This is a genomic window from Aliirhizobium wenxiniae, assembly GCF_014201355.1.
GTDB lineage: Bacteria > Pseudomonadota > Alphaproteobacteria > Rhizobiales > Rhizobiaceae > Neorhizobium > Neorhizobium wenxiniae.
In genome coordinates this window covers 158,192-183,209 of sequence record NZ_JACHEG010000003.1, presented here as the reverse complement: position 1 = coordinate 183,209, position 25,018 = coordinate 158,192, and the positions used below count along the sequence as shown (strand labels likewise).

25 protein-coding genes are annotated in these 25,018 nt (G+C 56.9%); 15 read left to right on the top strand and 10 right to left on the bottom strand.

What is annotated here, in order from left to right; genetic code table 11:
• Positions 1-264 precede the first annotated feature (264 nt).
• The 4 genes from poxB to HNQ72_RS16335 all read left to right on the top strand — a co-directional run bounded on the left by poxB (position 265) and on the right by HNQ72_RS16335 (position 3,516).
• Positions 265-1,992, top strand: a complete 1,728-nt coding sequence (gene poxB / locus HNQ72_RS16350; RefSeq protein WP_183993317.1) for a ubiquinone-dependent pyruvate dehydrogenase — start codon at positions 265-267, stop codon at positions 1,990-1,992.
• A 60-nt stretch (positions 1,993-2,052) separates the two neighbouring features.
• A complete protein-coding gene (locus HNQ72_RS16345) occupies positions 2,053-2,304 on the top strand; it encodes a YMGG-like glycine zipper-containing protein (protein WP_183993316.1) in 252 nt (83 codons plus the stop codon).
• Positions 2,305-2,801: 497 nt separating this feature from the next.
• Positions 2,802-3,035, top strand: coding sequence for a hypothetical protein (locus HNQ72_RS16340; RefSeq protein WP_183993315.1), 234 nt, complete (start codon positions 2,802-2,804; stop codon positions 3,033-3,035).
• 244 nt (positions 3,036-3,279) lie between these two features.
• Entirely contained in the window at positions 3,280-3,516 is a 237-nt protein-coding gene (locus tag HNQ72_RS16335; protein ID WP_183993314.1) for a DUF6894 family protein, read from the top strand.
• 67 nt (positions 3,517-3,583) lie between these two features.
• Here the strand turns inward: HNQ72_RS16335 and HNQ72_RS16330 are convergent, their stop codons facing one another.
• Complete coding sequence (locus HNQ72_RS16330; protein WP_183993313.1) at positions 3,584-4,855, bottom strand: NAD(P)/FAD-dependent oxidoreductase; 1,272 nt, start codon at positions 4,853-4,855, stop codon at positions 3,584-3,586.
• Between the two features lie 287 nt (positions 4,856-5,142).
• On the opposite strand from HNQ72_RS16330, the gene HNQ72_RS16325 reads away from it, so the two are divergent.
• The 3 genes from HNQ72_RS16325 (at position 5,143) to HNQ72_RS16315 (ending at position 8,984) form a co-directional block, all read left to right on the top strand.
• Positions 5,143-5,583, top strand: a complete 441-nt coding sequence (locus tag HNQ72_RS16325) for a hypothetical protein (RefSeq protein WP_183993312.1) — start codon at positions 5,143-5,145, stop codon at positions 5,581-5,583.
• A 287-nt stretch (positions 5,584-5,870) separates the two neighbouring features.
• Entirely contained in the window at positions 5,871-6,773 is a 903-nt protein-coding gene (locus tag HNQ72_RS16320; RefSeq protein ID WP_183993311.1) for a hypothetical protein, read from the top strand.
• A 384-nt stretch (positions 6,774-7,157) separates the two neighbouring features.
• Entirely contained in the window at positions 7,158-8,984 is a 1,827-nt protein-coding gene (locus tag HNQ72_RS16315; protein WP_244654504.1) for an ABC transporter ATP-binding protein/permease, read from the top strand.
• An 18-nt stretch (positions 8,985-9,002) separates the two neighbouring features.
• Here the strand turns inward: HNQ72_RS16315 and HNQ72_RS16310 are convergent, their stop codons facing one another.
• A complete protein-coding gene (locus tag HNQ72_RS16310) occupies positions 9,003-9,389 on the bottom strand; it encodes a DUF4174 domain-containing protein (RefSeq protein WP_183993309.1) in 387 nt (128 codons plus the stop codon).
• Positions 9,390-9,862: 473 nt separating this feature from the next.
• Here HNQ72_RS16310 and HNQ72_RS16305 point away from each other — a divergent pair, with 473 nt between their 5' ends.
• Positions 9,863-10,315 carry a pyridoxamine 5'-phosphate oxidase family protein gene (locus tag HNQ72_RS16305; protein WP_183993308.1) on the top strand — a complete coding sequence of 151 codons (453 nt, stop codon included), beginning with the start codon at positions 9,863-9,865 and terminating at the stop codon, positions 10,313-10,315.
• Between the two features lie 287 nt (positions 10,316-10,602).
• Here HNQ72_RS16305 and HNQ72_RS16300 read toward each other — a convergent pair whose 3' ends face one another.
• The 5 genes from HNQ72_RS16300 to nirK form a co-directional block, all read right to left on the bottom strand.
• Entirely contained in the window at positions 10,603-11,028 is a 426-nt protein-coding gene (locus tag HNQ72_RS16300) for a response regulator (RefSeq protein ID WP_183993307.1), read from the bottom strand.
• Positions 11,025-12,152, bottom strand: a complete 1,128-nt coding sequence (locus tag HNQ72_RS16295) for a PAS domain-containing protein (RefSeq protein WP_183993306.1) — start codon at positions 12,150-12,152, stop codon at positions 11,025-11,027. The genes HNQ72_RS16300 and HNQ72_RS16295 overlap by 4 nt, the downstream gene beginning before the upstream one ends.
• 366 nt (positions 12,153-12,518) lie before the next feature.
• Positions 12,519-13,223, bottom strand: a complete 705-nt coding sequence (locus tag HNQ72_RS16290; RefSeq protein WP_183993305.1) for a Crp/Fnr family transcriptional regulator — start codon at positions 13,221-13,223, stop codon at positions 12,519-12,521.
• Positions 13,224-13,314: 91 nt separating this feature from the next.
• Positions 13,315-14,211, bottom strand: a complete 897-nt coding sequence (locus tag HNQ72_RS16285) for a formylglycine-generating enzyme family protein (protein ID WP_183993304.1) — start codon at positions 14,209-14,211, stop codon at positions 13,315-13,317.
• 82 nt (positions 14,212-14,293) lie between these two features.
• Positions 14,294-15,433 carry a copper-containing nitrite reductase gene (gene nirK, locus HNQ72_RS16280; protein WP_183993303.1) on the bottom strand — a complete coding sequence of 380 codons (1,140 nt, stop codon included), beginning with the start codon at positions 15,431-15,433 and terminating at the stop codon, positions 14,294-14,296.
• 462 nt (positions 15,434-15,895) lie between these two features.
• Here nirK and napE point away from each other — a divergent pair, with 462 nt between their 5' ends.
• The 6 genes from napE to HNQ72_RS16250 are packed head-to-tail and all read left to right on the top strand — an operon-like array spanning position 15,896 to position 20,532.
• Positions 15,896-16,111, top strand: coding sequence for a periplasmic nitrate reductase, NapE protein (napE, locus tag HNQ72_RS16275; RefSeq protein WP_183993302.1), 216 nt, complete (start codon positions 15,896-15,898; stop codon positions 16,109-16,111).
• Positions 16,112-16,116: 5 nt separating this feature from the next.
• Positions 16,117-16,617 (top strand): ferredoxin-type protein NapF, encoded by a 501-nt coding sequence (locus HNQ72_RS16270; protein ID WP_183993301.1) that lies wholly within the window; start codon positions 16,117-16,119, stop codon positions 16,615-16,617.
• Entirely contained in the window at positions 16,610-16,891 is a 282-nt protein-coding gene (locus HNQ72_RS16265) for a chaperone NapD (protein WP_183993300.1), read from the top strand. The genes HNQ72_RS16270 and HNQ72_RS16265 overlap by 8 nt, the downstream gene beginning before the upstream one ends.
• Positions 16,866-19,370: a periplasmic nitrate reductase subunit alpha gene (gene napA, locus HNQ72_RS16260; RefSeq protein WP_183993299.1), complete on the top strand. Its 2,505-nt coding sequence runs from the start codon at positions 16,866-16,868 to the stop codon at positions 19,368-19,370. The genes HNQ72_RS16265 and napA overlap by 26 nt, the downstream gene beginning before the upstream one ends.
• A complete protein-coding gene (locus HNQ72_RS16255) occupies positions 19,340-19,831 on the top strand; it encodes a nitrate reductase cytochrome c-type subunit (RefSeq protein ID WP_183993298.1) in 492 nt (163 codons plus the stop codon). The genes napA and HNQ72_RS16255 overlap by 31 nt, the downstream gene beginning before the upstream one ends.
• Positions 19,831-20,532, top strand: coding sequence for a NapC/NirT family cytochrome c (locus HNQ72_RS16250; RefSeq protein ID WP_280518282.1), 702 nt, complete (start codon positions 19,831-19,833; stop codon positions 20,530-20,532). Before HNQ72_RS16255 ends, HNQ72_RS16250 begins: the two co-directional genes overlap by 1 nt.
• 95 nt (positions 20,533-20,627) lie before the next feature.
• On the opposite strand, the gene HNQ72_RS16245 is transcribed toward HNQ72_RS16250, so the two are convergent.
• Together HNQ72_RS16245 and HNQ72_RS16240 are read right to left on the bottom strand one after the other, a co-directional pair.
• On the bottom strand, positions 20,628-21,137 hold the full coding sequence (locus tag HNQ72_RS16245; RefSeq protein ID WP_183993297.1) for a DUF2249 domain-containing protein: 510 nt from the start codon (positions 21,135-21,137) through the stop codon (positions 20,628-20,630).
• Between the two features lie 70 nt (positions 21,138-21,207).
• Positions 21,208-21,489, bottom strand: a complete 282-nt coding sequence (locus HNQ72_RS16240) for a DUF2249 domain-containing protein (RefSeq protein ID WP_183993296.1) — start codon at positions 21,487-21,489, stop codon at positions 21,208-21,210.
• Between the two features lie 204 nt (positions 21,490-21,693).
• On the opposite strand from HNQ72_RS16240, the gene hemN reads away from it, so the two are divergent.
• Positions 21,694-23,046 carry an oxygen-independent coproporphyrinogen III oxidase gene (hemN, locus tag HNQ72_RS16235; protein ID WP_183993295.1) on the top strand — a complete coding sequence of 451 codons (1,353 nt, stop codon included), beginning with the start codon at positions 21,694-21,696 and terminating at the stop codon, positions 23,044-23,046.
• Positions 23,047-23,114: 68 nt separating this feature from the next.
• Here the strand turns inward: hemN and HNQ72_RS16230 are convergent, their stop codons facing one another.
• Positions 23,115-25,013 carry a nitric oxide reductase activation protein NorD gene (locus HNQ72_RS16230; RefSeq protein WP_183993294.1) on the bottom strand — a complete coding sequence of 633 codons (1,899 nt, stop codon included), beginning with the start codon at positions 25,011-25,013 and terminating at the stop codon, positions 23,115-23,117.
• Positions 25,014-25,018: the final 5 nt, after the last annotated feature.

Below are 25,018 nucleotides of genomic sequence, written 5' to 3'. Positions count from 1 at the left end.
CGTTTTTCTTCGGCGACGCTCTCATGCCTGAACAAGACGCGGGCTGACAACGGGTTCCCAGTCGATCGAAAAAATCTGACGAGCAATCATGCAATATCGAAGCCGGAAGCTGCGGTATCGTCCGTTCGCATGGCATTGATACGGCATCTCGAAAGCGGTCAGCGTCTCCAACGATCCAGCCAAGGCCGGGGTTGGAATGATCCGCTAGGGGACTAAGTGGTTCAGTGCCCCCCGCTGTGAGCCAATTTTCGAAGGAGTACCGTGATGAAGTCCAAAGTCGCCGACGTAATGACCGAGATTTTGCACACCGCCGGCGTAAAGCGGATCTATGGCGTTGTCGGCGATAGCCTGAATGGACTGACGGAATCCTTGCGCAAGCGAGGAGATATCGAGTGGGTTCATACTCGCCACGAGGAGACTGCGGCCTTTGCCGCCGGCGCAGAAGCTCATATCACAGGCGAACTCGCCGTCTGTGCAGGGAGTTGCGGTCCGGGCAACCTGCATCTGATCAACGGGTTGTTTGACTGCCACCGGTCGGGTGTCCCGGTTCTCGCAATTGCAGCGCAGATCCCGTCCGAGGAAATTGGCAGAGGTTATTTTCAGGAAACGCATCCGGATCAGCTTTTTCGGGAATGCAGCCATTATTGCGAGCTCGTCAGCCAACCCGAGCAGTTGCCGGGCGTCATGGAGGCCGCCATTCGGGCTGCAATTGGCAAACGCGGTGTTGCGGTCATCGTTATCCCCGGAGATATCGCCCTTGCCGATTTTTCCGCAAAAATCTCGTCTCCGGCGGCCCTTAAGTTGGCCATGCCGCACGTGGTCCCGGATGATGAGCAGGTCGACAGCTTGATCACGTTGCTGGGCGAAAGTTCAAAAATCACTCTCCTATGCGGCCGTGGCTGCCAAGGCGCGCATGACGAAGTCGTTGCCATGGCTTCGCGTCTCAAGGCACCGATCGTCCATGCACTTGGTGGCAAGGAGCATGTCGAATGGGAAAACCCGTATGATGTGGGCATGACCGGTCTGATCGGGTTTTCGTCCGGTTACAGGGCGATGCTCGAATGCGACACCCTGATTATGCTCGGGACCGATTTTCCATACAGGCAGTTTTATCCGACTGATGCAAAGGTTGTGCAAATTGACGTCCGGCCCGAGAACCTTGGCAGGCGAACACCGCTAGACCTGGCGATCGTCGCTGATGTCAAGTCGATGCTCGACGCAATACTTCCGAAGCTTAAAGAGCGGACAGACACCAAACACCTCGATCGCTGCCTGGCAGCCTACGAGAAGGCGCGCGAAGGGCTGGACGACCTCGCGACCGGCAAAGCGGGAGGGACAATTCACCCGCAACATGTTGCGAGACTGCTCAGTGAACAGGCATCGGCCGACGCGATCTTCACCTTCGACGTCGGAACGCCCACGGTCTGGGCTGCCCGCTATCTCAAGATGAACGGCAAACGGCGCCTGATCGGATCGCTCGTTCACGGCTCTATGGCCAACGCGTTGCCCCAGGCGATTGGAGCGCAGGCTGCCGATAAGGACAGGCAAGTTATCAGCATGTCCGGCGACGGCGGCTTCACCATGCTGATGGGCGACTTTCTGACGTTGAAACAGGAAAATCTTCCCGTGAAGGTCATCGTCTTCAACAATTCGTCTCTAGGTTTCGTCGCCATGGAGATGAAGGCGGCCGGCTATATCGAGACCGGAACGAACCTTGAAAACCCGGACTTTGCAGCTGTCGCCCGCGCGGCCGGCATCCATGCTGTGCGTGTGGAAGATCCCGCCGAGTTGGAACGCGGTATTGAAGCTATTCTACGCCATCCAGGCCCGGCACTTCTCGATGTAGTCACAAATCCGCAAGAGCTATCCATTCCCCCGAAGATCAAGGCCGCGCAGGTGATGGGCATGAGCCTTTGGGCAGCCAAGGCTGTGATGAGTGGTCGTGGAGACGAGCTGATAGATGTTGCAAGGTCCAACTTCTTCTCTCGCTAAATATGCGCGGAACGCATCACACCTCACGACGTTTGCCGTTTGTTAGAGAAGGAGGCTTCAATGCATAAAATCATCATTCCACTGTTGGCGGCATTGGCTTTGACCGCATGCTCTTCGACAGAACGGGGTGCCGGTATAGGTGCCGCGAGTGGTGCCGTCATCGGGGGTGTCGCCACTGGCAACGTCAGAGGCGCGGCCGTCGGCGCCGCAATTGGTGGCGTATCCGGCGCGCTGATCGGCAACGTCGCAGATCAGCCGGGGCGCTGCTACTATCGCGATCGAAATGGCAACAGGTACGTGGATCGCTGCTGATCCTTTGATGAGAGGTAGGACAGGCTTCTACCTCTCATCTACCGTTACGCTTCCAATTCGACTAAATGCCTGTCGCATTACCTGATGCTGAAATAAGCTGAGAGGGCCGAAATATCATCCTTCGCCAGCTTCTTGGCGAACCCGGTCATCAGACGTTGATATGCGGAGCCACCGCGTCTGCCAGATTGAAATAACGTCAATTGTTTTTGAAGATAGGCGGCTCGACTACCGTTGGTACGCGTTCGCATGTCGGAGAATTGCTCAGCAAACGAAGGTTGGTTCGGCACATTGGGTCCGGGGATGGAAGGACGGTCAGGGGACGTATCGATAGAAAACAGCGTATTTGTTCCCTCCATCTTGGAGAGGCCGGTGCAAGGCCCGATCCGATGGGAAATATTCTCACTTGATTGGCAGCCCTAGCCTTGGTGCGGGCAGAATGATCGGGAACCAAAGCCATATCGGGCCATTATCAAGCTCGTCACAGCCGGAGCGATTTTATGAGAATAACTGAGTGGATTGAGGACTCGATTTTCCTTCTCCCCGTCATCGCCACTCCGGCTGACGAAGAACTGGATTTTGCGATGCTGGCAGGGGTTCTGAGAGCTGAAGCTCAATATGCAGGATTTTCTGTGGAAGCGCTGGAAACTGCCTGTAGCGGCGATATCTCATGGCGCATGCGCATGTTGTCAATGTGGATGGAAGATAAGGAAGAACATGAGCACAGGCGGTAAAGCCCGTTCAAGGATGTATGTGTTTGTCAGTATAATCTTCATTGTCGGGCTCTTACTGGCTGGTTACTACGTATTTGGCAAAACTCCTGGAGAGACTGAAACCGCCCCTGCATCAGAGGTGCTGAATCCAAAGTCGTGACATTCATCGCGTGTTCGGCAACTACCGCACCAATCAGATGAACGGCTAACTAAGTCTGGAACGTTCACCGCTTTCCATGGTTAAGACAGCCGCGACGGAGGTTTCATGCAGAAATATTTCTTCCATATCAGGCAGGATGGCGTGCTCACCGAGGATCCGGACGGCTCGGAATTCAAGACGTTAGATGAAGCCCACGATTACGCCGTTAGTTCGGCCCGAGAGATTCTTGCAAACAACGTCAAAAATGGGAAGATCATTGACGGTGACTGTCTTGAGGTCGTCAGATCAGATGGCTCGGTAGCGCTGACCGTCCCGCTCAAGTCCGCGCTTAAATTCGATTAGGCAACATGCCGAAAAATTCGACGCGGTGCGCTGCTACCGCATCGCGGCACATGGCAACCGTTCCAGGCTACAGGAGGGGAAACAGATCCCAATCGACGTCCTGGTGGCCGAGAACCGTGGCGGATATCAGGTCTGCCGCAATCTTTGCAAACGTAATGCCATTTCCTCCAAATCCCATCGATACAAAGACCCGGCGCATCCCTGGCGCAGTCCCAATCATCGGAAGCCCGTCAGGTGTGACGCCGAACGCAGCCGACCAGGAAAAATCAGGTTTGCCGAGCGAAATCCCGGTCAGGTCAGCCAGCTTTTCGACAAGGACCGCTGTCTTATGTTTGATCTTTATCGGGTCGAGATAGGCAGCTTCACCTTTCTCGTCCTCCCCACCGACGATGACGCGTCCATCGGATGTCGAACGAAAGTAGAGGTACGGATCCGAAGCCTCCCAGACGAGGTAATTATCCAGCCAGTCAGGTCGTTTCAGCCTTGGCTTGCTAGCCAAAGCCCATGTCGACATGAGCTTGTGGCGTGGATTTCTCAGGCATTCGAGAAACTCGTATCCGCTGCAGAATATGACATGGGCCGCTTCAATCATCTTCCCCTGATCTGTCGCAACGATGACGTTATCGCCGACCTCGCGGACATCGGTGACCTCCAGTCCCTCCACGACTTCCACGCCCTGCTGCTTGGCTGCGCGAAGAATGCCCGTTGTCATCTGCACAGGATTTGACGATGCGGAGATCGCGCTATTGATCGCTCCACTTCGGTTAATACCATAACGCTCCAAAAGCGCCGCCCGATCGAGATATTCGGCCAGAATTCCTACCTCTTCTCGAGCCTGCGCCTCTTTTTTCAACGCTCGCGCGCCAAGCTCTTGCCCGGAGAGAAAAAGCGTGTGCCTCGCCTGGAATTCGCAGTTGATGCCGAGATCCCGAATGAGGCTCTTCAACTCCTCGACCGCACCTGCCGACCTGCGCCAGACCCGTGAAGCCTTGTCGTGACCGATCGTTCGAGCGAGACGATGAAGCGAGACATCGATCTCGTGCTGGATCATGGCAGTGCTTGCGGCGCTGCTGCCACGAACCGGATGGCGGCGGTCGATCGTCAGGATGCGCAACCCCTTGCCGCTGAGTGAATGGGCCATGAGGGCGCCGCCAATTCCCGCACCCACCACTATGACATCGAAGCGATCGGATGACGGGACCTTTCTCGTGACGATAGATGTACGCGGTTTGGCGAGCCACAGGGGTTGTGCGTGGCGGAGCGGCTGCTGATGTGTGAGTGAATCGGCGGCGTCGAGCTTGCCGGTCCCCGATTTCGATCGGATCTGCGATGATACCATTATTGGCGAACTTTCGGATTACGACCGTAAATGGCTCCACCATGACGTTCTCGGTGCCTCGATGCCTTCAGCTGCGTCTGCTGGCTGATACGATTTAGTCCGGGTGAACCAAACAGCTCATCTTCGTCCATCCTAAAGTTCAAATGCGTTCCTCCCATCTTTTGAATTGAAGATAGGAGCAGCGTGTTCCGCTGGAAGAGCGATGAACGTACACAGTGGTCTGTCCCCGACATTTAATGGAACACCAGATAGCCGAGAGTGTTCTCGTCTCAATTGGAGGAACGGCAATGCCCCAGTTGAAAGACATACATCCAGAGCTCACCGGAAGTTCAACAAGCAGCACGACATTCGGTCGATCCATGGAAAGTAAAAGCCAGATTGCAGACGCCGCACCGTCGAAGTTCGTTGGGGAGGCCCTCAACATTTATCGGCTTGAACCGATAGCTCCAGCAGATGATCCCGCGTGGGCAAACAAGCCGGGACACGGTGTCGTGGTCGTCGCGGCACGGACAGCTGGAGATGCGCGAATAGTCGCCGCGGAACGAGAGCTGGATTTCATGGAAATCGACGCGGCTCCAGCCGACGATGTATCAACCCGAACTGCGAGCGCGTTCAGGGATGAAAAGCTCTACACCGTCGTCGAGATAGAACACGGGCGCTGCGACTTGGTTCGCGGCGTAGTCGAGGGCGATATCAGGATGGACGTTATCAAGCCGCTTTGCATGTAGTGCAGCGGTCTTCGATGGCGGATACGGCGTTAGGGCAATAGGCGAAAGCCTAAGGGAAAACTTTGTGCCCTACGCCGGTGTGGCGGCGGCTCTCCTCGGCAGAAAGTCCCGAAGACCGTACAAAGCGACATAACGAGGAACCGGGAAGTTTCAGGAGCGTTCAGGCGGTACCAACAACAAGTCGTTTATCGGAGGTTATTATGGGGCGCGGTATTCTTCTTTGGCTTCTCGGCGTGCCGTTGCCGATCGTCATCCTTCTGGTTCTGTTTATGCGCTAGGAGGATGACATGCCTCTCTATCAATCCGGTGTATCAGATGTCGGAGTTGAATCCTCTGCCTCGGCTCTCAGTTGGGGGCCGGTTATAGGTGGCGCGGTTGCTGCAGCGGCTACTGCGCTCATTCTGCTTCTGGTGGGGGCCGGCGTTGGTCTGACGATGGTATCGCCTTGGGCGGGCGAAAGCGCTTCATTCACCACAGTGAGTATCACAGCAGCAATCTGGTTTGTTGTGGTCCAGTGGCTCGCTTCCGCCCTCGGTGGCTATCTGACGGGACGATTGCGCACGAAATGGGCCGGCGTGCATACCGACGAGGTGTTTTTTCGTGACACCGCGCATGGCTTCCTAAGCTGGGCGCTTGCAACAGTCATCGTTGCCGGATTGGCGGGATCTGCCTTCACAAGCCTTGTAGGCGGCGGAATTCAGGCTTTGGCATCTGCCAGCTCAAGCGCGACGATCGTCGGCGCTACATCCGCCAGCAGCTCTGACAAAGCAGGTGCCAACGTGGCGGCCGGATATTTCACGGATGCCTTGCTTCGTCGGCAGGATCTACGCAATCGCACCCAGACTGACGATGCGGCCGCGACAGCGGAGGTTTCCCGTATCCTCCTCAATTCAGCGACGGCTGGTTCAATGCCGGACGAGGACAAGACCTACTTGTCGGCAGTCGTGGCGTCTCGCACTGGGCTCACGCCCGAGGAAGCGACAGCGCGCGTCGATGCTGTGCTGCAGCGGATCGATCAGGCGAAAATTGAAGCGCAGGAAGCGGCAGACAAGGCTCGTAAGTCAGCCTCCACAACAGCGATGCTTGGCGCACTATCGCTCTTGGTTGGTGCCTTCATCGCTTCTGCGGCCGCTGCACTTGGGGGACGACAGCGAGACGACGAAGAAGCGGCACTTATTGCTAAGTTCTGACAAGTTCTCCGCGTCGGCGATGACAATATAGCCGACGCGGGTTCGCCAATCTTCATCACGTCGCCCTGGCTGCATTCGGGAAAAAGCTTCGATGCCTTTAGCCCCCCCGGAGAACGATCCAAGGGATGTCGAGACTCTCGTTCCCTCCTTGAATGGCGAGAGCTATTGGCCCGGAGGTGCGCATTAAACAGCGGCTTGAAATTCCATCACAACAGCGTGAAACCTTTTATCTCAAGCGCCGTTAAGGGGCTCATGAGTGATCGCAAAATCGACCCCGCAACTGAAAAACTCGCAACATCACAGGGTGCTGAAATCCCTCCACAGGAGGATGAAGAGCACTCAGAGACCGAGCCGGTACCTGAGGCCATTGAACCCGATCAGGCAATGTCACCCGAGGAAGCCGAGCAGGCTCGCAAATCCTATCTTTTAAAGCGCTTCTGGATCAGTGCGCGCGGCTATTGGAGCCGTCGTGGTGACCGTCTGGCATGGCCAGTTTCCATTGGTCTCCTCGCGTTGATTGGTTTGAACGTCGGTTTCCAATATGGGATCAATGTGTGGAACCGGGAAATCTTCGACGCGATCGAGCAACGCAATGCCTCATCGGTCTATTATCTGGGAGCTCTGTTTCCGCCGCTGGTGCTAGGCAGCGTAGCCCTGGTTACCATTCAGGTATTCGTCAGGATGCTGATCCAGAGACGTTGGCGTTCTTGGCTAACAAAGGCATTGATCGCGCGCTGGCTTGCCAATGGTCGATATTACCAACTGAACCTGATCGGTGGTGACCATCAGAACCCGGAAGCACGAATTTCTGAAGACATGAGGATCGCAACCGAGTCTCCTGTGGATTTTGTATCAGGTGTCATCTCCGCCTTTCTCTCTGCCTCGACCTTCATCGTTGTACTCTGGACGATCGGCGGCGCCTTAACACTGCCGGTCGGCGGATCGTCTATTACGATCCCGGGGTTTCTGGTTGTCGCCGCGGTGATCTACGCCTTCGTAACGTCAGGCTCGATCGCTTACATCGCCCGCAACTTTGTGCAGGTCTCCGAGGTCAAGAATCAGGTCGAGGCCGAGTTTCGCTATACACTCACGCGGGTCAGGGAGAATGGCGAAAGCATTGCTCTGCTCGGAGGTGAAGAAGAGGAGCGAAACGACCTCGATAGAACGTTTCAGAAAGTGCGTGAGCAATGGCGCCAGCTTGCTCATCAATATATGCGCACCACGCTCGTCTCGCACGGATCGATGCTGATTGCCCCTGTGGTGCCGGTCTTGCTATGCGCTCCCAAATTTCTCGATGGAAGCATGTCACTTGGTGAAGTCATGCAGGCAGCATCGGCGTTTACAATCGTCCAGACGGCCTTTGGTTGGCTGGTCGATAACTATCCCCGTCTTGCAGATTGGAACGCCTGTGCTCGCCGGGTCGCGTCGCTGATGATGTCGCTCGATGGCCTCGAACGCGCCGAAACCAGCGACAGCCTTGGCCGCATCGCTAGAGGCGAAGCTGTTGACAATACCATGCTCAGTCTTCGCGATCTGTCCGTGTCCCTCGGTGACGGTAGAGCCGTCGTGAAGGAAACCCAGGTAGAGATCGAACCGGGCGAACGTGTGCTGGTGGCTGGGGAGTCCGGCTCTGGCAAAAGCACATTGGTGCGCGCAATCGCAGGGCTATGGCCTTGGGGCGAAGGAAGCGTCAATTTCCGTGCCAACGCCCGATTGTTCATGCTTCCGCAAAAGCCCTATATTCCCACGGGATCACTTCGCCGGGCGGTCGCCTATCCGCAAGAAGCCGATAGCTGGAACGCCGAGGAAATCGGTTCAGCGCTGGAGAAGGTTGGCCTGGGACATCTCAAGGACAAGATCGCCGATGAAGCCCCTTGGGACCACACCTTGTCCGGCGGTGAGAAACAACGGCTGGCGTTTGCCCGACTGCTGTTGAATGCCCCCGACATTGTCGTACTGGATGAGGCAACGTCGGCGCTGGATGACAAAAGCCAGGACAAGATCATGGAGACGGTCATTAATGAATTGCCGGATGTTACGATACTGAGTGTTGGTCACCGAACAGAACTTGAGGCATTTCACAGCCGAAAGATTACTCTCGAGAAACGGGATGGCGGGGCAAGGCTTGTCAGCGACGTGGACCTGATTCCAAAGAAAGGGAAGCGCATGTCAATCTCTCGGATGTGGGGAAAGAGACAGGATCGACACTGACTGCAGTCCAGCCAGAGGTTAACCGGATAACGACGGCCCCCTCGCTGCGTTCTCGGCTTCACGATGCGGTAATTCTTCGATAGTTGTGACTATGTCTGCGAAACATACTGGGATTGGTGCCACCCATTTTACAGAATCGTTTACATCAACGAGGGAAGCCGTGAAGCGATCGAAGGCTAGTCTGTAAGTTTTGGCAACATCGGCCGAACCTGCCACGCAGCGACAGTCTTGCTCAAGGGCCGTAACCTCGGTTCGTGAAACCTCGAAAACAATGATTGCTCGTTCTTTAAGCTCTTGCACGTGCTGCTGGAGCTCATCCAGTTGCTGACGTCGCAAGCCGGTATCATCTCCCGCGACCAGCAAAATCCATTCCGGTTTGCGTTTGGCCTCAAATAGAGCAGACATAGGGCGCCTCTTCACAGCGAGATTTGCAGCCAGTACGGCTACACCGCAGATACCGTAAAACCGATAGCAAAAAAGAAGGTTCCTCCGAAGGCGGGTGTGCAAGTGCTCATTTACGTGAACCTGTAACCTGCGCGCACACCCCTGAACGCCGTCGTCCGCCGCGCGGAGTTTTCAAGATTTTTGATCAAGCAGGCCGCGGCGTTCACTGTTCCATTGCGAGCGACCAAATCGAAGGGGTCGAACCAACAAGTGTAGCGGGACAGGCTGATTGATTAATGCGATGTCCGTCTCAGCCATGCCAGACGTTTTGACGCCGCAGATATGTGGGGAGTCGAACATCATGTCTGGTCCAAACGCACGATGGAAAGAGCCTGTTGAGACCCGGCGCGACACGGGCTCCCGGCCCGGCCTTCACGGAACGAACGCAGTGGCGGCGAGTTTGAGTGGCACATACTCGACTTCTGGAGAGCCATATGCCGGCGCGCAGCTTGGAAGAACTATCAAGGCAGCTGCAGAAAATCGACTTCTGCATGCTCCAAACGAAGGACGAAACTGGCGCGTTCAGCGTTCGCCCGATGAGCAACAATGGTGACGTCGATTACGACGGCGAGTCCTACTTCTTCTCATATGAGCAGACCCGCAAGGTCAGCGACATCGAGCGAGACGCACGCGTCGGCCTGACGTTTACTGCACCACCCAGCTTACTCGGTAAGCCGGGCATATTCCTGGCGATAGACGGTACCGCAAGCCTGATCCGAGACAAGGTTCAGTTTAAGGCTCACTGGGTCAAAGACTTTGAGCGGTGGTTTCCGGAAGGGATCGATACCGCGGGCATCGTGCTGATCAAGGTGTCGGCCATCGAGATACAATACTGGGACGGCGAGGAGAACGGTCGTATCCCCCTCGCAAAGCACGAATCTCGCTGAGTTTTGGGTAATGGACTGGCAGGACCAAAGCTGGCGGCGGACTGATTTTTCGGCAAAATCCGACTGGTAGGGAGCTCGAGGTCAGAGCGACGGCTTTCGATGAGCCGTAATTGCCAAGCCGACAAGTGTAACGGGTTCAGACGACGCGACGGTGGATCGGAAACTGCCGGGCCCAAAGAGGGACCTGAATTACGATCAGGAAGGCCGTGACGAGCGAAGACATCAAACTGAGTTAAGCAGCTTTGTGTCGTCCCTTGTACAGCCGAAATCAACTGCACCGTCGCTGTTCACGCAGATCGCCGTACCGCATTCGCATCTTCGGCAAGAACTAGGCTCACCGGCGGCGAGCCGCTATCGTCTCCTTGGATGATCGCCGACACATAAGCGAGTGCGTTCTTCATCCCGTTCATCGTGTAAGGTTTCTCGATTGCGCCAAGAGCACCAGCGAAGTCATCGGGAATTTTCTTGATGTTGCCACTGACGAACACGTAGGGAATACCTGCAGCAGCAAGCTCTCGCCCGACATCGATGCCCGTTGGCCCATCCATGAGATGGATGTCCACAAATGCAAAATCCGGTTTCGAACTGCCGATCTGCTGGCGTGCCTGAGTGCTGCTCATGGCAAGCCCGGTCACGATATGTCCTGCCATTTCCACCTCGCTTTCGAGCTCCATGGCAAGCAGCATCTCATCTTCTACGATCATGACTTTCAATGCGTATTCTCCTGATGGTCGCCGACGAGAAGGACGACATCGACAATCGTCTTCTGCCCGTCCCGCTTCCGTTCGATTTCGGCGCCGAGTTGCAGGGCGGAGGCCTCAAGCAACATCCGTCCAAGCTCGGCACTCTCGCTGTCCGGCTCAACCGGCTCCGATGTGTCTTCGACGCGGATCAGAAAGTGGCCGTTGAGGCGTTTGACGACAACATGGATATCGCCGCCGCCATCGCTTAGCCCACGCCGGACGGCGTCGCCGACGAGTTCGTTGACGATCAGCGAGAGTGGTGTGGCCTTGACGGCCGGCACAAGAAGAGGTGACAGATCCAGCGAAAGGCGAATGTCTTTGCGGCCTGTCGCATCGACCAGGTCGGTGACAAGCTCTCGCGTGAACTCCGACATGTCGAACCTCGATACATCGTCCAGGGTAAATAACTTGCGCTGAACCGTGCTGAGCGCTTCGATCCGGTTCAGCACTGACATCAGAGTGCGTTTTTGCCGATCATCCCTGGTGACACGCGCCTGAATTTTGACGATCGAGGCCATCGTCAAGAGATTATTCTTTACCCGATGGTCGACCTCGTGGACGAGGAGCGTGCGGGCGTCCAGCGCCGAGCGCAGGTTCGCCGTGTGTTTTGCAACCTCCGCCTCGGCCTGATGCCGCGCGGCGGCCAGATCCGCTTCTCGACTCTTGACGGGCGTGAAGTCGAGCTGGGAAGCAAAGAAGTAGATGATCCTATTTGCTTCGTCGCGCACAGGGCTAATGAATACGGCATTCCAGAACGTGGAGCCATCCTTGCGATAATTGAGGATATCCACGGCCACGTCCTGACCGGCGCCGATCCTTTCGCGCATCAGCGCGATGGTATCCCGATCAGTCTCAGGTCCCTGCAGAAAACGACAATTGCGGCCGATGACCTCATCGTCACCATAGCCAGTTAGTTTTCTAAAAGCCTCGTTGCAGAAGATAATCGGGTTGTCGGCCTGGTTTGGATCCGTGACGATCATTGGCATACGCGTGGCTTTGAACGCCGCCGCGAATGGGTCCTCACTCACATGCCCTGCGACCAAACGGTCCCCGGCGCTGCGTGCATCGCGTTGGTTTTGATCCTTTTCCTGCATAGTAGCCCTGATTGAGTTGCGTCACCAAAGAAGTCATGGCGGGGAAAATGGTTCCTGCTGGTCATGCCCTGCCGTGTGGCGGCATTAACGCCTCGATTTCACAGATGACCCCGGCAGAATCATATATGATCGTTGACGTTCCATTGAGCTCGGCCGCCAGCAAACGCTCGACAAGTCGAGACCCGAAGCCGTTCTTAAAGCTTTACCGGGAAGAGCGGATCATCGAGACAACTTCTTCGTCTCCGTACTTGCCAGCTGGAATCCGTTCTGGATATTCAACGTCTAGGCACCCAATCTTCGCTCTCAGCGCATGCTCCGATCACGATGTGAGATCGATTCCATTTCCTAGCAAAGTGGAGCGGAGTTTTATTTTCTCCGTCGAAATTCGCCCGCGGCAATACTCTCAAGCCCGGACATATCTTTTACAAAGAGCTTTTGTCGTCCGCCCAGTACAAAACCCATTTGTTCCCAAGCGCTTAGAATGCGCGAAACTGTATGAAGGGTAGTGCCAGTCATTTCCGCAATGTCTTGTCGGGAAATCAGGAAATCGATGCGGATGCCAAGCTCCTCCTGTTTCCCCGCCTTCTTGGCGAGGCGCAGAACGGTGTGAGCAACCCGTCGCTCAACTTCCTCGGTCGACATTTCGCGGATGCGAACATGTGCTTCTTCCAGCCTCTCCCCAATAGTCTGCATGGCCGTCACGGCAAGGCGCGGATTGTGCTCCACGAAACTCGGCCAAAGCTCCGTTGGCCAGGCCAGCGTGACACTTTCGGCGACGGCCGTTGCCGTGCCTGGGTAGTCGGTACGCTGCAGTGCCCTGGCAAACCCGAACAAATCACCCGGATGCACCACCCTAACAATGATCTGTTGGCCGTCTTCCGTCACCTGCGTCACCTTCAGCCGGCCGTGCAGAAGAAGAAAGAAGCTGCCGGCGGATCCGCCTTGTTCGAAAACCGCTTCCCCTTGGGCAAAGCGCCGCGCAGACGCATGCTGCAGCAACCGATCCAACTCATCGTCCGGCATAAGGTCGAAAAGCGAAATAGATCGAATAAGCGAGCGGTCGATTTTCAAGGTGGCTTGTTCCTCGGTGCGAAGCCGGTCAGGTCGCGTTCATAGCGAAACGCAGCCCACTTCCCTCCCTGAGGAATCGGGCTGAGCAACGCTACATCGGCCGGCCCGAAATGGCAAAAAGCAGCGGCGCATACCACCGTCTGTCACGCACGAGGCGAAAGCCTACATTATCGGGTGGTGCACCGACCGAACAACCGCCGCCTTTGGGTTCACGAATAAACGAGCTCAACGGGGCGCTATGTTTGCCGGCCGTGATATAGATGCCGCAACTTTCGGCTTCCGATATCGGCTTCGAGTACCTGTCCAGCATGACCCTGCGCAGGCAGGTTGATGTCCATTCCCATATATTTCCTCCGAAATCGGCAAGGCCGTTCTCGTTCTCGCCAAAACTCCCGTAGGGTTGAGGAAGAGGAAGACGCGAGGCTTTACGCGCGGTTTCGCGTTCATAGTCCGCCAGCCAGCGCAATGCGGGATTTTTGCTGTCCGGATCGATGCCGAGTGCATCATCCGGATATTTCGAGCCTGCAGCAAACGCCAGTTCTTCAATGGACGGCAATCGCCAGATCTCTCCGGTTTTATCAGAAAGCCAGCGGGCATACATGGCCGCATCGTCAAAGCTTACCCCGGTCACGGGCAAATCCGCGCGTGACGATGTCAGCAAATCGCGGCGAGTACAGCCCCCTTCGAGAACACATTGATCGTAACTCTCAGCACTCACCTGATATTTCATGATGCTCAGCGACTGCCGAAGAATTTTGACCTTCGGCGCATCGACGGCGAGGCCGTTGCGAAAGAACTCTCCACTTTCACGATACTCCAGGCGCCCCGCAGGGATGCGGATGGTTTCAGGAACTGGGCCGTCGTTTCCGCGCGTCGGCAGCAATCCAGACTGAAAGCCAATTGCGCCCGTCAAGCCGACAACAAGCGCGAACGGAAGAGCGATCGACGAAAAGGCATTACGAAGAAGAGCGGCATTGGGAAACGTCATAGGATCCTCCGATCCCTCCGGCCTCCTCTGGCCGGCACGGGGATGCGGCTCGGCACTCGATCCGAGGCCGAGCCAAACATCGTCAACCCGAGGTCGGCGAGACCACAGCAGTCATAAGGTCATCGTTCCAGTCGCCCGTCACCTTGAAGTGACCGGCCGCGCCAAGCTCGAACGCCTCGATCAGATTGTGGTTTACATATGCATAGATACCAGGCTGCTGGAACGTGTAGTAAGCCGCCCCTGCAGCGCCTCCGGGGATGAACCATGTTTCCTGATCGAGTTCTGGCGGATTGGCAAATTTGCCAGTAGCCCAGACATAGTCGCCATGGCCCCCGATGAGGTGCGGACGCGTATCTCTGTTGGCTTGCGAATGCAGGATCAGGACACGGTCGCCAACCTTTGCCTGCAAGGCGTTGTCACCCGTCAAAGCGCCGACCGCCCCGTTAAACACGATATGTGTCGGGGTCAGTGTCTTCATCGCTTCCAGGACATCCGGATAGGCTTCACCGGCGCTTTCGTACTTTTTGAACTGGCCGTTCTCATCCTTCGGAACATAAAAGTCCTGCTCGCCGACATAGTACACCTTGTCGTAAACAAGGTCGTGGCCCTTGTGGTCCTTGAGACCGTCACGCGGCAGAACCATGATCGCGCCATTCATTCCCGAAGTGACATGCCACGGCACCATGCCGGCGGGGGCACAGTGGTAGACAAACACACCCGCCTTGGTGGCCTTGAAGCGCAGCACCGCCGTCTCACCGGGGTTGACCACCGTCAGCGCTCCGCCACCCAGCGCACCCGTCGCCGAATGGAAATCTATGTTGTGCTGCAGTTCATTGGTATCAGGGTTGACCAGGGTCAGTTCGACATAGTCATCCTGGTGAACGACCATCATCGGCCCCGGAACAGATCCATCGAATGTCATCGCATGGACTTCCGTCCCCTTGTCATCGACGACAATCTTCTTTTCCTGGATGGTCATCTTGAACTCGATAACCTTTGGCGCGCCCTCAGCCTTCTGGGTGTGGGCATGTACGAATGGTGGCCTGACCAAGTCAACCTTCACGCGCTTCAGAGTCGCGATGTTTGCTCCTGCTGCAGCGGCATTTGTCTTGATATCTCCACCTTCGGCATGTGCAACAGAGGTGACGACCGGCGCCAATGCTCCCGCGACAGCTGCGCCGGCCAGCATGCTCCGGCGGGTCAACCGAAACTGTTCACTCATGAAAGTCTCTCCCTTTTTCAAGAAGCGGATCAATGTCTGTTCCGCAACTTTGAAGTTAGATCGACTTGAATGCGCGTTGTTGTTCCAACACAAATAAAAACGAAAGTTATCGCGTATAGGTAGATTACGCGAAGAGACACTCGTCCACTTGATCAATGCTGGTTTTTGGGGAACACTGAAGCGCCGGGCGAAGGAAGTTGTGCTCATTGAGCACCGAGGCAGCGGCCGATCTGAAACCAGATGACCGGACTTGGTTTCAGTCATTGGAAATATCGTCGTTAATGTTGTGCGTTGCCAGCGGTACAACTTCTGTTTGTCTACTTTTTAATCTTTACGCATATTTTTTTAGCGAACTGCGGCTGTAATTGATTTTTATCAAGGTGAGCGATTGGCAGATTTGGTTATAATTAAGGCATTTGGTGCATATTTGCATTTCAGATTCAGCTAAAACCGGAAGCGAATATGGTTGAGCCGACCGCAACTCTCGAACAGACATCGTTCCGTAAAAAGCGGCGTCGCGAGCTGCTGACTTTTGTTGTTCTTGCGTTTGGTATCTGGCCCATAGTCGCAGTCGGCACCGTTGCCTCCTATGGCTTTGCAGTTTGGGCCTACCAGATCGTCTATGGCCCCCCTGGCCCGCACGACATAACCCCGGCACGGCCCAATTCGGCGGAGTGAGTGATATGGGGCAGGTGGCCAGCACACGTCGCGCATTCTTGACCGGCAGCGTTTTGCGCGAAAATAGCAGTTATTATCCACCCGGCGTAACGGATGAATCCGTGCGCAACTGTTCGGGCTGCGGTGACTGCGTGGATGCCTGTCCGACGAAAATAATCAGCTTGCGTGATCGTGTTCCCACCGTCGATTTTCAAGTCGGCGAATGCACGTTCTGCGGCGAATGTTCCGCGCGATGTCCCGAGCGGGTTTTCCCGCCTGAACCCGCCATATCGTTTGCCCATCACGCCGTCATCGCAGGCACCTGTCTCGCGTTGAATTTCGTTGATTGCCAAGCGTGTCGCGATGCCTGTCCGACGACAGCAATCCGGTTCAAACCACGGCTGGGTGGGCCTTTCGTACCGGTGCTCGATACCGATCCCTGTACTGGTTGCGGTGCCTGCATTTCGGTCTGCCCCGCCCAGTCCATCAGCATGACGACAAACAGGATGGAGGTGGCGCATGCGTGAACCACAGCACCATATATCGAGCGCTGTGGTCGTCGTACGGCCGGAGGCGGTCGAGCGTATGACTGCCGCCCTCACCGATATCGAAGGCGTCGAGGTGCATGCCACCGGTGGCGGCAAGATCGTCATCGTCATCGAAGGCCCAAGTTCCGGCTTTCTCGGTGAAACATTAATCGGAATTTCGGCGATGGATGACGTCATCGCCGCACACATGGTCTTCGAACAGACAATTGCAGAAAAGGAGATGTCGGATGACGGCAGAACTCACGCGGCGTGATGTGCTGAAAGCGCAAGCTGCTGCCATCGCAGCATCGACAGCCGGCATCGCCATGCCGGCAGCCGCCCAATCCGTCCCCGGTGGCGTTGCGGCACTGGAAATCAAGTGGTCCAAGGCCCCCTGTCGCTTCTGCGGCACTGGTTGCGGTGTCATGGTCGGCGTTAAGGAAAACCACGTGGTTGCCACCCATGGCGACATGGAGGCCGAGGTCAATCGCGGCCTCAACTGCGTCAAGGGCTACTTCCTGTCGAAAATCATGTACGGCAAGGACCGCCTGACGACACCGCTCCTACGCAAACGCAACGGCGTCTTCGACAAGGAAGGCGAATTCGAACCCGTCACTTGGGAAGAAGCCTTCGATATCATGGCCGAAAAGGCCAAGAAGACCCTGAAGGAAAAGGGTCCGACAGCGCTCGGAATGTTCGGCTCCGGCCAATGGACGATTTTCGAAGGGTATGCCGCGACAAAACTGATGCGCGCCGGCTTCCGCTCGAACAACCTCGATCCCAACGCCCGCCACTGCATGGCATCGGCGGCTTATGGCTTCATGCGCACCTTCGGCATGGACGAGCCGATGGGCTGTTATGACGATTTCGAGCATGCCGACGCCTTCGTGCTGTGGGGCTCGAACATGGCGGAGATGCATCCCATCCTATGGACGCGTCTTGCCGACCGTCGCCTGGGCCACGAGCATGTAAAGGTCTCGGTTCTGTCGACCTTCACCCATCGTAGTATGGATCTTGCCGACATTCCGCTGGTCTTCAAGCCCGGCACGGATCTGGCGATCCTCAACTATATCGCCAACCACATCATCCAGACCGGTCGCGTCAATCAGGAGTTCATCGACAAGAACACCAAGTTCATGCAGGCAACCACCGACATCGGTTACGGTCTGCGCGCCGAACATCCGCTGGAAGTGAAGGCAACCGGTGCGGTCAAGGCCGCCGACATGACGCCGATAGATTTCGAAGCGTTCAAGAAGCACGTTTCCGAATACACGCTCGACAAGGTTGCCGAGCTTGCCGGCGTCGACAAGGCCTTCCTTGAACAGTTGGCCGAGCTTTATGCCGACCCCAAAATCAAGGTCATGTCGCTCTGGACCATGGGCTTCAACCAGCACGTCCGTGGCGTCTGGGCCAACCAGATGGTCTACAACATCCATCTCCTGACCGGCAAAATCTCGGAACCGGGCAACAGCCCGTTCTCGCTGACCGGCCAGCCCTCGGCATGCGGCACCGCACGCGAAGTTGGCACATTTGCCCACCGCCTGCCGGCCGACATGACGGTGACCAACCCCGAACACCGCAAGCATGCCGAGGAATTGTGGAACATCCCGCACGGCATCATTCCGGAAAAGCCCGGTTACCATGCCGTCCAGCAGGACCGCATGCTGCATGATGGCAAGCTGAACTTCTACTGGGTTCAGGTGAACAACAACATGCAGGCGGCTGCCAACAACAGCAACGAGGCCTATCTCGGATACCGCAACCCGGACAACTTCATCGTCGTCTCGGATGCCTATCCGACGGTGACCGCGATGACAGCCGACCTGATCCTGCCCGCCGCCATGTGGGTTGAGAAGGAAGGCGCCTACGGCAATGCCGAACGCAGGACGCATGTCTGGCATCAGCTGGTCAACGCACCGGGCGAAGCCCGCTCCGACCTCTGGCAGCTGGTGGAATTCTCCAAGCGATTCACCACCGACGAAGTCTGGCCTCAGGACATTCTCGACCAGAACCCGGATTACAAGGGAAAAAACCTGTATGACGTGCTCTTCCAGAATGGCAATGTCGACAAGTTCCCGGTCTCCGAAATCTCGTCGGATTATGAGAACCGCGAAGCGAAGGCTTTCGGCTTCTATCTTCAGAAGGGTCTGTTCGAGGAATATGCCAGCTTCGGCCGTGGTCACGGCCACGACCTTGGTCCGTACGACCTCTACCACCAGGTCCGCGGCCTGCGCTGGCCGGTCGTCAACAACCAGGAGACCAAGTGGCGTTACCGCGAAGGTTATGACCCTTACGTGAAAACAGGCGAAGGCGTCAAATTTTACGGCCAGAAGGACGGTCGCGCCGTCATTCTCGCAGCGCCTTACGAGCCACCGGCGGAATCGCCGGATGACGAGTTCGGCTTCTGGCTGGTCACCGGCCGTGTTCTCGAACACTGGCATTCCGGCTCCATGACCATGCGCGTGCCCGAGCTTTACAAAGCATTTCCGGGTGCCCGCTGCTTCATGAACGGAGACGATGCGCGCCGGCTCGGCATCAACCAGGGCGGACAGGTGAAAATCCAGTCGCGCCGCGGGGAAATCCTCAGCCGGGTGGATATCCGTGGACGTAACCGCATGCCGCATGGCGTGATCTTCGTGCCCTGGTTCGACGCCAGCCAGCTGATCAACAAGGTCACGCTCGACGCCACCGACCCCATTTCCAAACAGACGGATTTCAAAAAATGCGCAGTCAAGATCCTTCCCGTCGCCTGAGCCGGCGTCTCTGGACGCTTTTCGCGCTTGCTCTGTGTCTGGTCACCGGCACGGTCGCTCTCGCGCAGACCGTGCCACAACTATCGGGCCGTCCGAGCCCGATGCAAAACACTGGAGCGGATCCGCTGCCAAGATGGATCGTCGACGACATCCAGAAGATGCGCAACTATCCCGACCAGCCGCCGGTCATCCCGCATTCGATCGAGGGATACCAGCTGTCGGTCAACACCAACCGCTGCATGTCCTGTCACCGACGTGAACTGACGGAAGGTTCCGGTGCGCCGATGATCAGCGTCACCCATTATATGAACCGTGAAGGCCAGATGCTCGCCGACGTTTCGCCGCGCCGTTATTTCTGCACGGCGTGCCACGTCCCGCAGGCAGATACTCGGCCCCTGGTCGACAACACGTTCAAGGATATGAGCGAACTCGGCTTCAAACCGGCGGGATCTGGACAATGATCGGCATGATCAAAGCGGTGATCCTTTGGGCCTGGCGTATTCTCGCCACGCCCGCTGGAACCTTGGGCCTGGGCTTCCTCACGCTCGGCGGTTTTGTCGGAGGGGTTATTTTCTGGGGCGCGTTCAACACGGCACTGGAAGTGACCAATACTGAAAAATTCTGCACCGGCTGTCACGAAATGAAGACCAACGTCTACGAGGAACTGACGCAAACGGTGCATTTCTCCAACCGTTCGGGTGTTCGGGCATCTTGTCCGGATTGCCACGTGCCGCATCAATGGACCGACAAGATCGCACGCAAGATGCAGGCTTCGAAAGAAGTTTGGGGCAAGATCTTCGGCACGATCAATACGCGCGAGAAGTTTCTCGACAAGCGGCTTGAGCTTGCCCAGCACGAATGGGCGCGCCTGAAGGCCAATGACAGCCTGGAATGCCGGAACTGCCACTCGTCGATTGCTATGGATTTGACCAAGCAGACGAAACGTGCCGCCGACATTCACACACGCTATCTCCTCTCGGGCAAAGCGACCTGTATCGACTGCCACAAGGGAATTGCGCATGAACTTCCCAACATGGATGGTGTCGATCCGGGCTGGAAGGTTCCGGCCGAACTGATGGGTAAGGCCGCCTCGCACGGTCTTCAGGACACCGATCAACTGGCAGCCTATCTGGCAGCCCGGGAAGGTAACATCATCGACTGATAGCTACGATATAATCAGCCCCGAAACGGGGCTGATTATACTGTTTAATTGCCATGACAAACGATACGATCAGGATGGAAACAGGTCCAAGTCCGCTATCCGACCCGGATAAGCATTCGATAAACGTTACCTGAAACATCTGAAGCACCGACCCAGCGGTGCCCCCTGTTTTCCAGTTCGGTCGCCAGGAATGCTGGCTCGCGGTCAAAAAGCACAAACAAGACTTCGCCCGGCTCCATCAGCGAAAGTCGCGACAGGACTTTTTCCATTGGGACCGGTGGTTGCACACCGACGAGGTCGACCTGCCATAACGGCTCCGGCCAATCCGAAGCATCCTCGGCACCGCTCGATACGGCGACATGAGCCGCCTTTTTTGCAATTGGCGAAAAGATAATCTCCCAGTCGCCGGTATCGAGCTCATGGGTTTCGCTTGAAAAACCCTGTCTGCTCATCAGCGGCAGAAGCGGTGTCGGCTTGAATGTGGAGAGAAGCCGCAGCCCCTCTCCTGGTGCCAATGACTGAACAGCCGCCATGATGTCCTGAAAAGGCTCCCCGCCTTCGCGCAGAATAGGGCGGACATCGAGTTCCTTGTAAATCTGCGACATGCGGATTCTCCTAATAAAGGAATGTGGGCCGCTGCAATTAACCCGACAGTTTCAACACAGTCGACTTATATCAGTGATTGCCACCGCAGGAACAACCGCAACCATCATGCTTGAGCCGCTTGAGCTCGACCTTCCAAAGCTGCGGGCCGTGCTCGAGATATTCCCACCCAAAAAGGCCTGCGAATTGGGTGTCGAGATGCATGCGCAAAGGGATCGGATCGTGATCTACGGTAATGTGCAGCACCTCACCAGGCTCAAGCGTCTCCAGCGTGCCGAAAATGCGCCGATGACGCTGAGCGCCCGGAATTTCGCGAACATCGATCGAGAGAACCTCACCAAGCTTTGCAGTCATCGTGTTTATCGTCCTTCATCTGCCCGCGAGATATGTCGGGCCTGGGGCGCGGCCTATGATCTTTCGCTAACACACGCACAACGGCCCCTCCTTGTTTCGGCTCAAAGATCTTTCAGATGCAGCCAATCCGTTCGCTGCTTGGCATTCGGCAAAGAAGGATAGGTGTGCGACCTCTAATTTTGCTCCTGTCACAGGAGTTGAACGATGAAGAGAAGCATTCTTGAGCGCTATGGCGATGCACGCCTGCCGCGCTACACCAGCTATCCGACCGCGCCGCGATTTTCTCCGTCCATTGGTCCCGGAACCTATGGCGATTGGCTGTCCCAGATCGAGGGCGGCGATCCGATCTCTCTTTACGTCCATATTCCGTTCTGTCGGTCGATGTGCTGGTATTGCGGCTGTCACACGACAATCACCCTGAAGGACCAGCCGATACTCGATTATCTCGATGTCCTGAAACGAGAGATAAGCCTGGTTGCTGACGCCATGCCGAGAAAGCCGGAAATAGCCACGATCCATTTCGGCGGCGGCACGCCGACGATCATGGAACCAAATGAATTTCTGGATCTCGATTTCCACCTGCGCAGCCGTTTCGCTTTTGTCGAGAAAACGGAACTGGCGGTAGAGATTGATCCGCGCACCCTGACCGATGAGATGATTTCTGCCCTTGGCAAGGCCGGCGTCACGCGTGCGAGCCTGGGCGTACAAAGCTTTGATCCGAAAGTGCAAAAGGCGATCAACCGCGTTCAGACACCAAAGCAGACCCGCGCCGCAACTGAAGGCCTTCGCGCCGCCGGTGTCGGGAGCATCAATTTCGACCTGATTTACGGCCTTCCGCATCAAACCGTCGCCTCGGCAATCGAAACGGCAGAAACCGCCATATCCATGCGTCCCGACCGGTTTGCCGTTTTCGGCTATGCCCACGTCCCGACCTTCAAGAAACATCAGCGCCTGATCGATGAGACGGCCCTCGCGGACGCAGCCGGACGCCATGCACAGGCCGAGGCGATTGCCGAGACATTGCTCGATGCCGGATACAGGCAGATCGGACTCGACCATTTTGCCCTTCCCGGCGACAGCCTGTCGATAGCCGCCAAAACCGGATCGCTACATCGGAATTTCCAAGGTTATACGACGGATGCCTGTGAAACCCTGATCGGCTTCGGCGCCTCTGCGATCGGCCGTTCGGCTCAAGGCTACGTGCAGAACGAGGTCGCAATCGGCCGCTACGCACAGTCTATCGCGACAGGCCAGCTTGCCACTGCCAAGGGCTATAGGCTGACCGCTGACGATCGGCTGAGGGCCGAGATCATCGAGCGGGTCATGTGCGATTTTTCGGTCGATCTTGCCGCGATATGCCGGTCCCACGGCGTCTCCGCAGATACGGTCGTGAATGGGAATCCGCAGCTTCAACGCCTGCTCGCAGATGAAATCGTAACATTGGAGGATGGAGTTTTGCGTCTGCGCGGCGAGGAGCGTTTTCTGGTCAGGGCAGTTGCGGCCTGTTTCGACGCCTATCTGGCTCAGGCGGGCCGCACCCATTCCAAAGCGGCTTAAACGCTCATTGTAGAAGATGGACCCGGCCTTCGGGTAAGGCCGGGTCCTCGCTGGAGTCGGTTGGGGGATTAACCGACCAGCCCGCGATAGATGGCCGGAAGTGCCGAAGGCAGCTTGCGGATATCCGGCACGACAGCAAATCCATGCTGACCGAAAATCGCCGGCACATAGGATTTGGCATCCTGATCGACGGTAACCCCGAACACCTGCACACCCTTGCGACGCGCCTCGATCACCGAACGCCGCGTATCCTCCAACGCAAACCGGCCTTCGTAATGATCGACATCATTGGGTTTGCCGTCGGTCAGCACCAGCATAAGGTGCTTGCGGTTGGGCTGTTCGGACAGTTTTGCCGCTGCATGGCGAATGGCAGCGCCGATACGGGTGTAATAGCCCGGTTTCAGCGAGGCGATACGGCGGCGCACCGCATGGTTCATCGGCTCATCAAATGCCTTGATGGTTTCCACCCGTACCCAGTCGCAACGCCGTGAGGTAAATGTCAGGATGGAATGGTTGTCACCGCAGGCGGAAAGACCTTCCGCCAGCACCATCAGCGCTTCCTTCTCGACATCGAGCACGCGACGATCGTTGAACCAGGAATCCGTAGATAGCGACACATCGACAAGCAGCGTCACCGCCAGATCATGCGCTTGCGGCCGGCTCATCAGATGGACGCGGTCCGAGCATTCGCCGCTGGCCTTCAGGTCGGTGCGGCTGCGCACCACGGCATCGAGATCGAGATCGGAACCATCGAACTGGGCGCGCAGCATTTCGCGTTTCGGCCGCATCACCTCGAACTGCCGCCTCACCCGGCGAATGAGGTTTCTGACCTCGTCCGATTGCTGAAAATCCTCGCCCTCCAGCGGCGCCGGACCGGCAAACACCCGGCAGTGATCGCGCAGATAGATGCCGCGACGATAGTCCCATTCGGGATAAGTGAGTTCGGCGACAAGAGGCGTATGCACCAGCGCTTCCGGCGGCAGGTCGAGATCGAAACGGAACTTTGCCGATGGCCGCCCTTGGCGCTCGCCCAGCGTCATCTCGTCCAGTTCGTCGGCCGCCGCTGCGTCATGGTCGTCACTATCGTCACCGGGGCGATCGACATTGACCATCTCCGCCATGGCGAGGATTTTTTCGAACCGGTTGAGGATAAACGGGCTGCGCTCGCCTTTCCTCTGAGAATCCTTTTCGCGCACGGCGATATGGCGGCCACCGGCCATGGCATCCTGTGATGCACCACCGGCGGGACGATCCTCCTCCTGCCGCGGCTCGGCTTCCTCGCGCAACAGCGCGTCCGGCCACAGCGGCACCGGCAGCATCGGCAGATAACCGGGCGGCGCCTTCAGCGGCCACGGTCCCGCCTTGTAAAGCGGCGCAAGGCCGGCGCCATGCCGCAACAGATCGCCGATGCGGTTTTCCACCATCTGCTCGATACGTGGCAGCTTTCCGCGCTGCCGTTGTTCGATCAGCGACAGGCAGAGGTTTTGATACCGCAGCGCCAACCCCGGAAAGGTCTCGAGCACATCCTCCACCCGGCGCGCCGCCTGTTCGAGCAAGGCGAGATCGCGCTGAAGCGGATCGGTTTCATCGATCGGGACAAGATCCATCCGCGCCATGATCGCCGCCAGCCAGAGATAGAGATCGCGGTTTAGATTGCGCTGTGGCATCAGGTCTAGCACCGGCGGCAACATCAACGATGCCTCGTCGCGAGCAGGATGGATGAGCTTTTCCTCTCCCAACCCCATGCGCTGGCGGAGTTTCAGGCGATGCGCGGATGCCTTGCCCCGGGCAGGAACGAGCTGTACCGCCCGCTCGCCACCAAAACCACGGAAGCAGACGGAGATCACCGGAAGCACCTCTTCCAGCTTCACCGCCGCCGCCTCGTATCGCGGCCAGGTGCGGGTATTGCCGGCAAAATTGTGCCAGGCGCGCCCCACGGTTTCTTCGAGTTCGAGAAAATCCAGCATCGCGT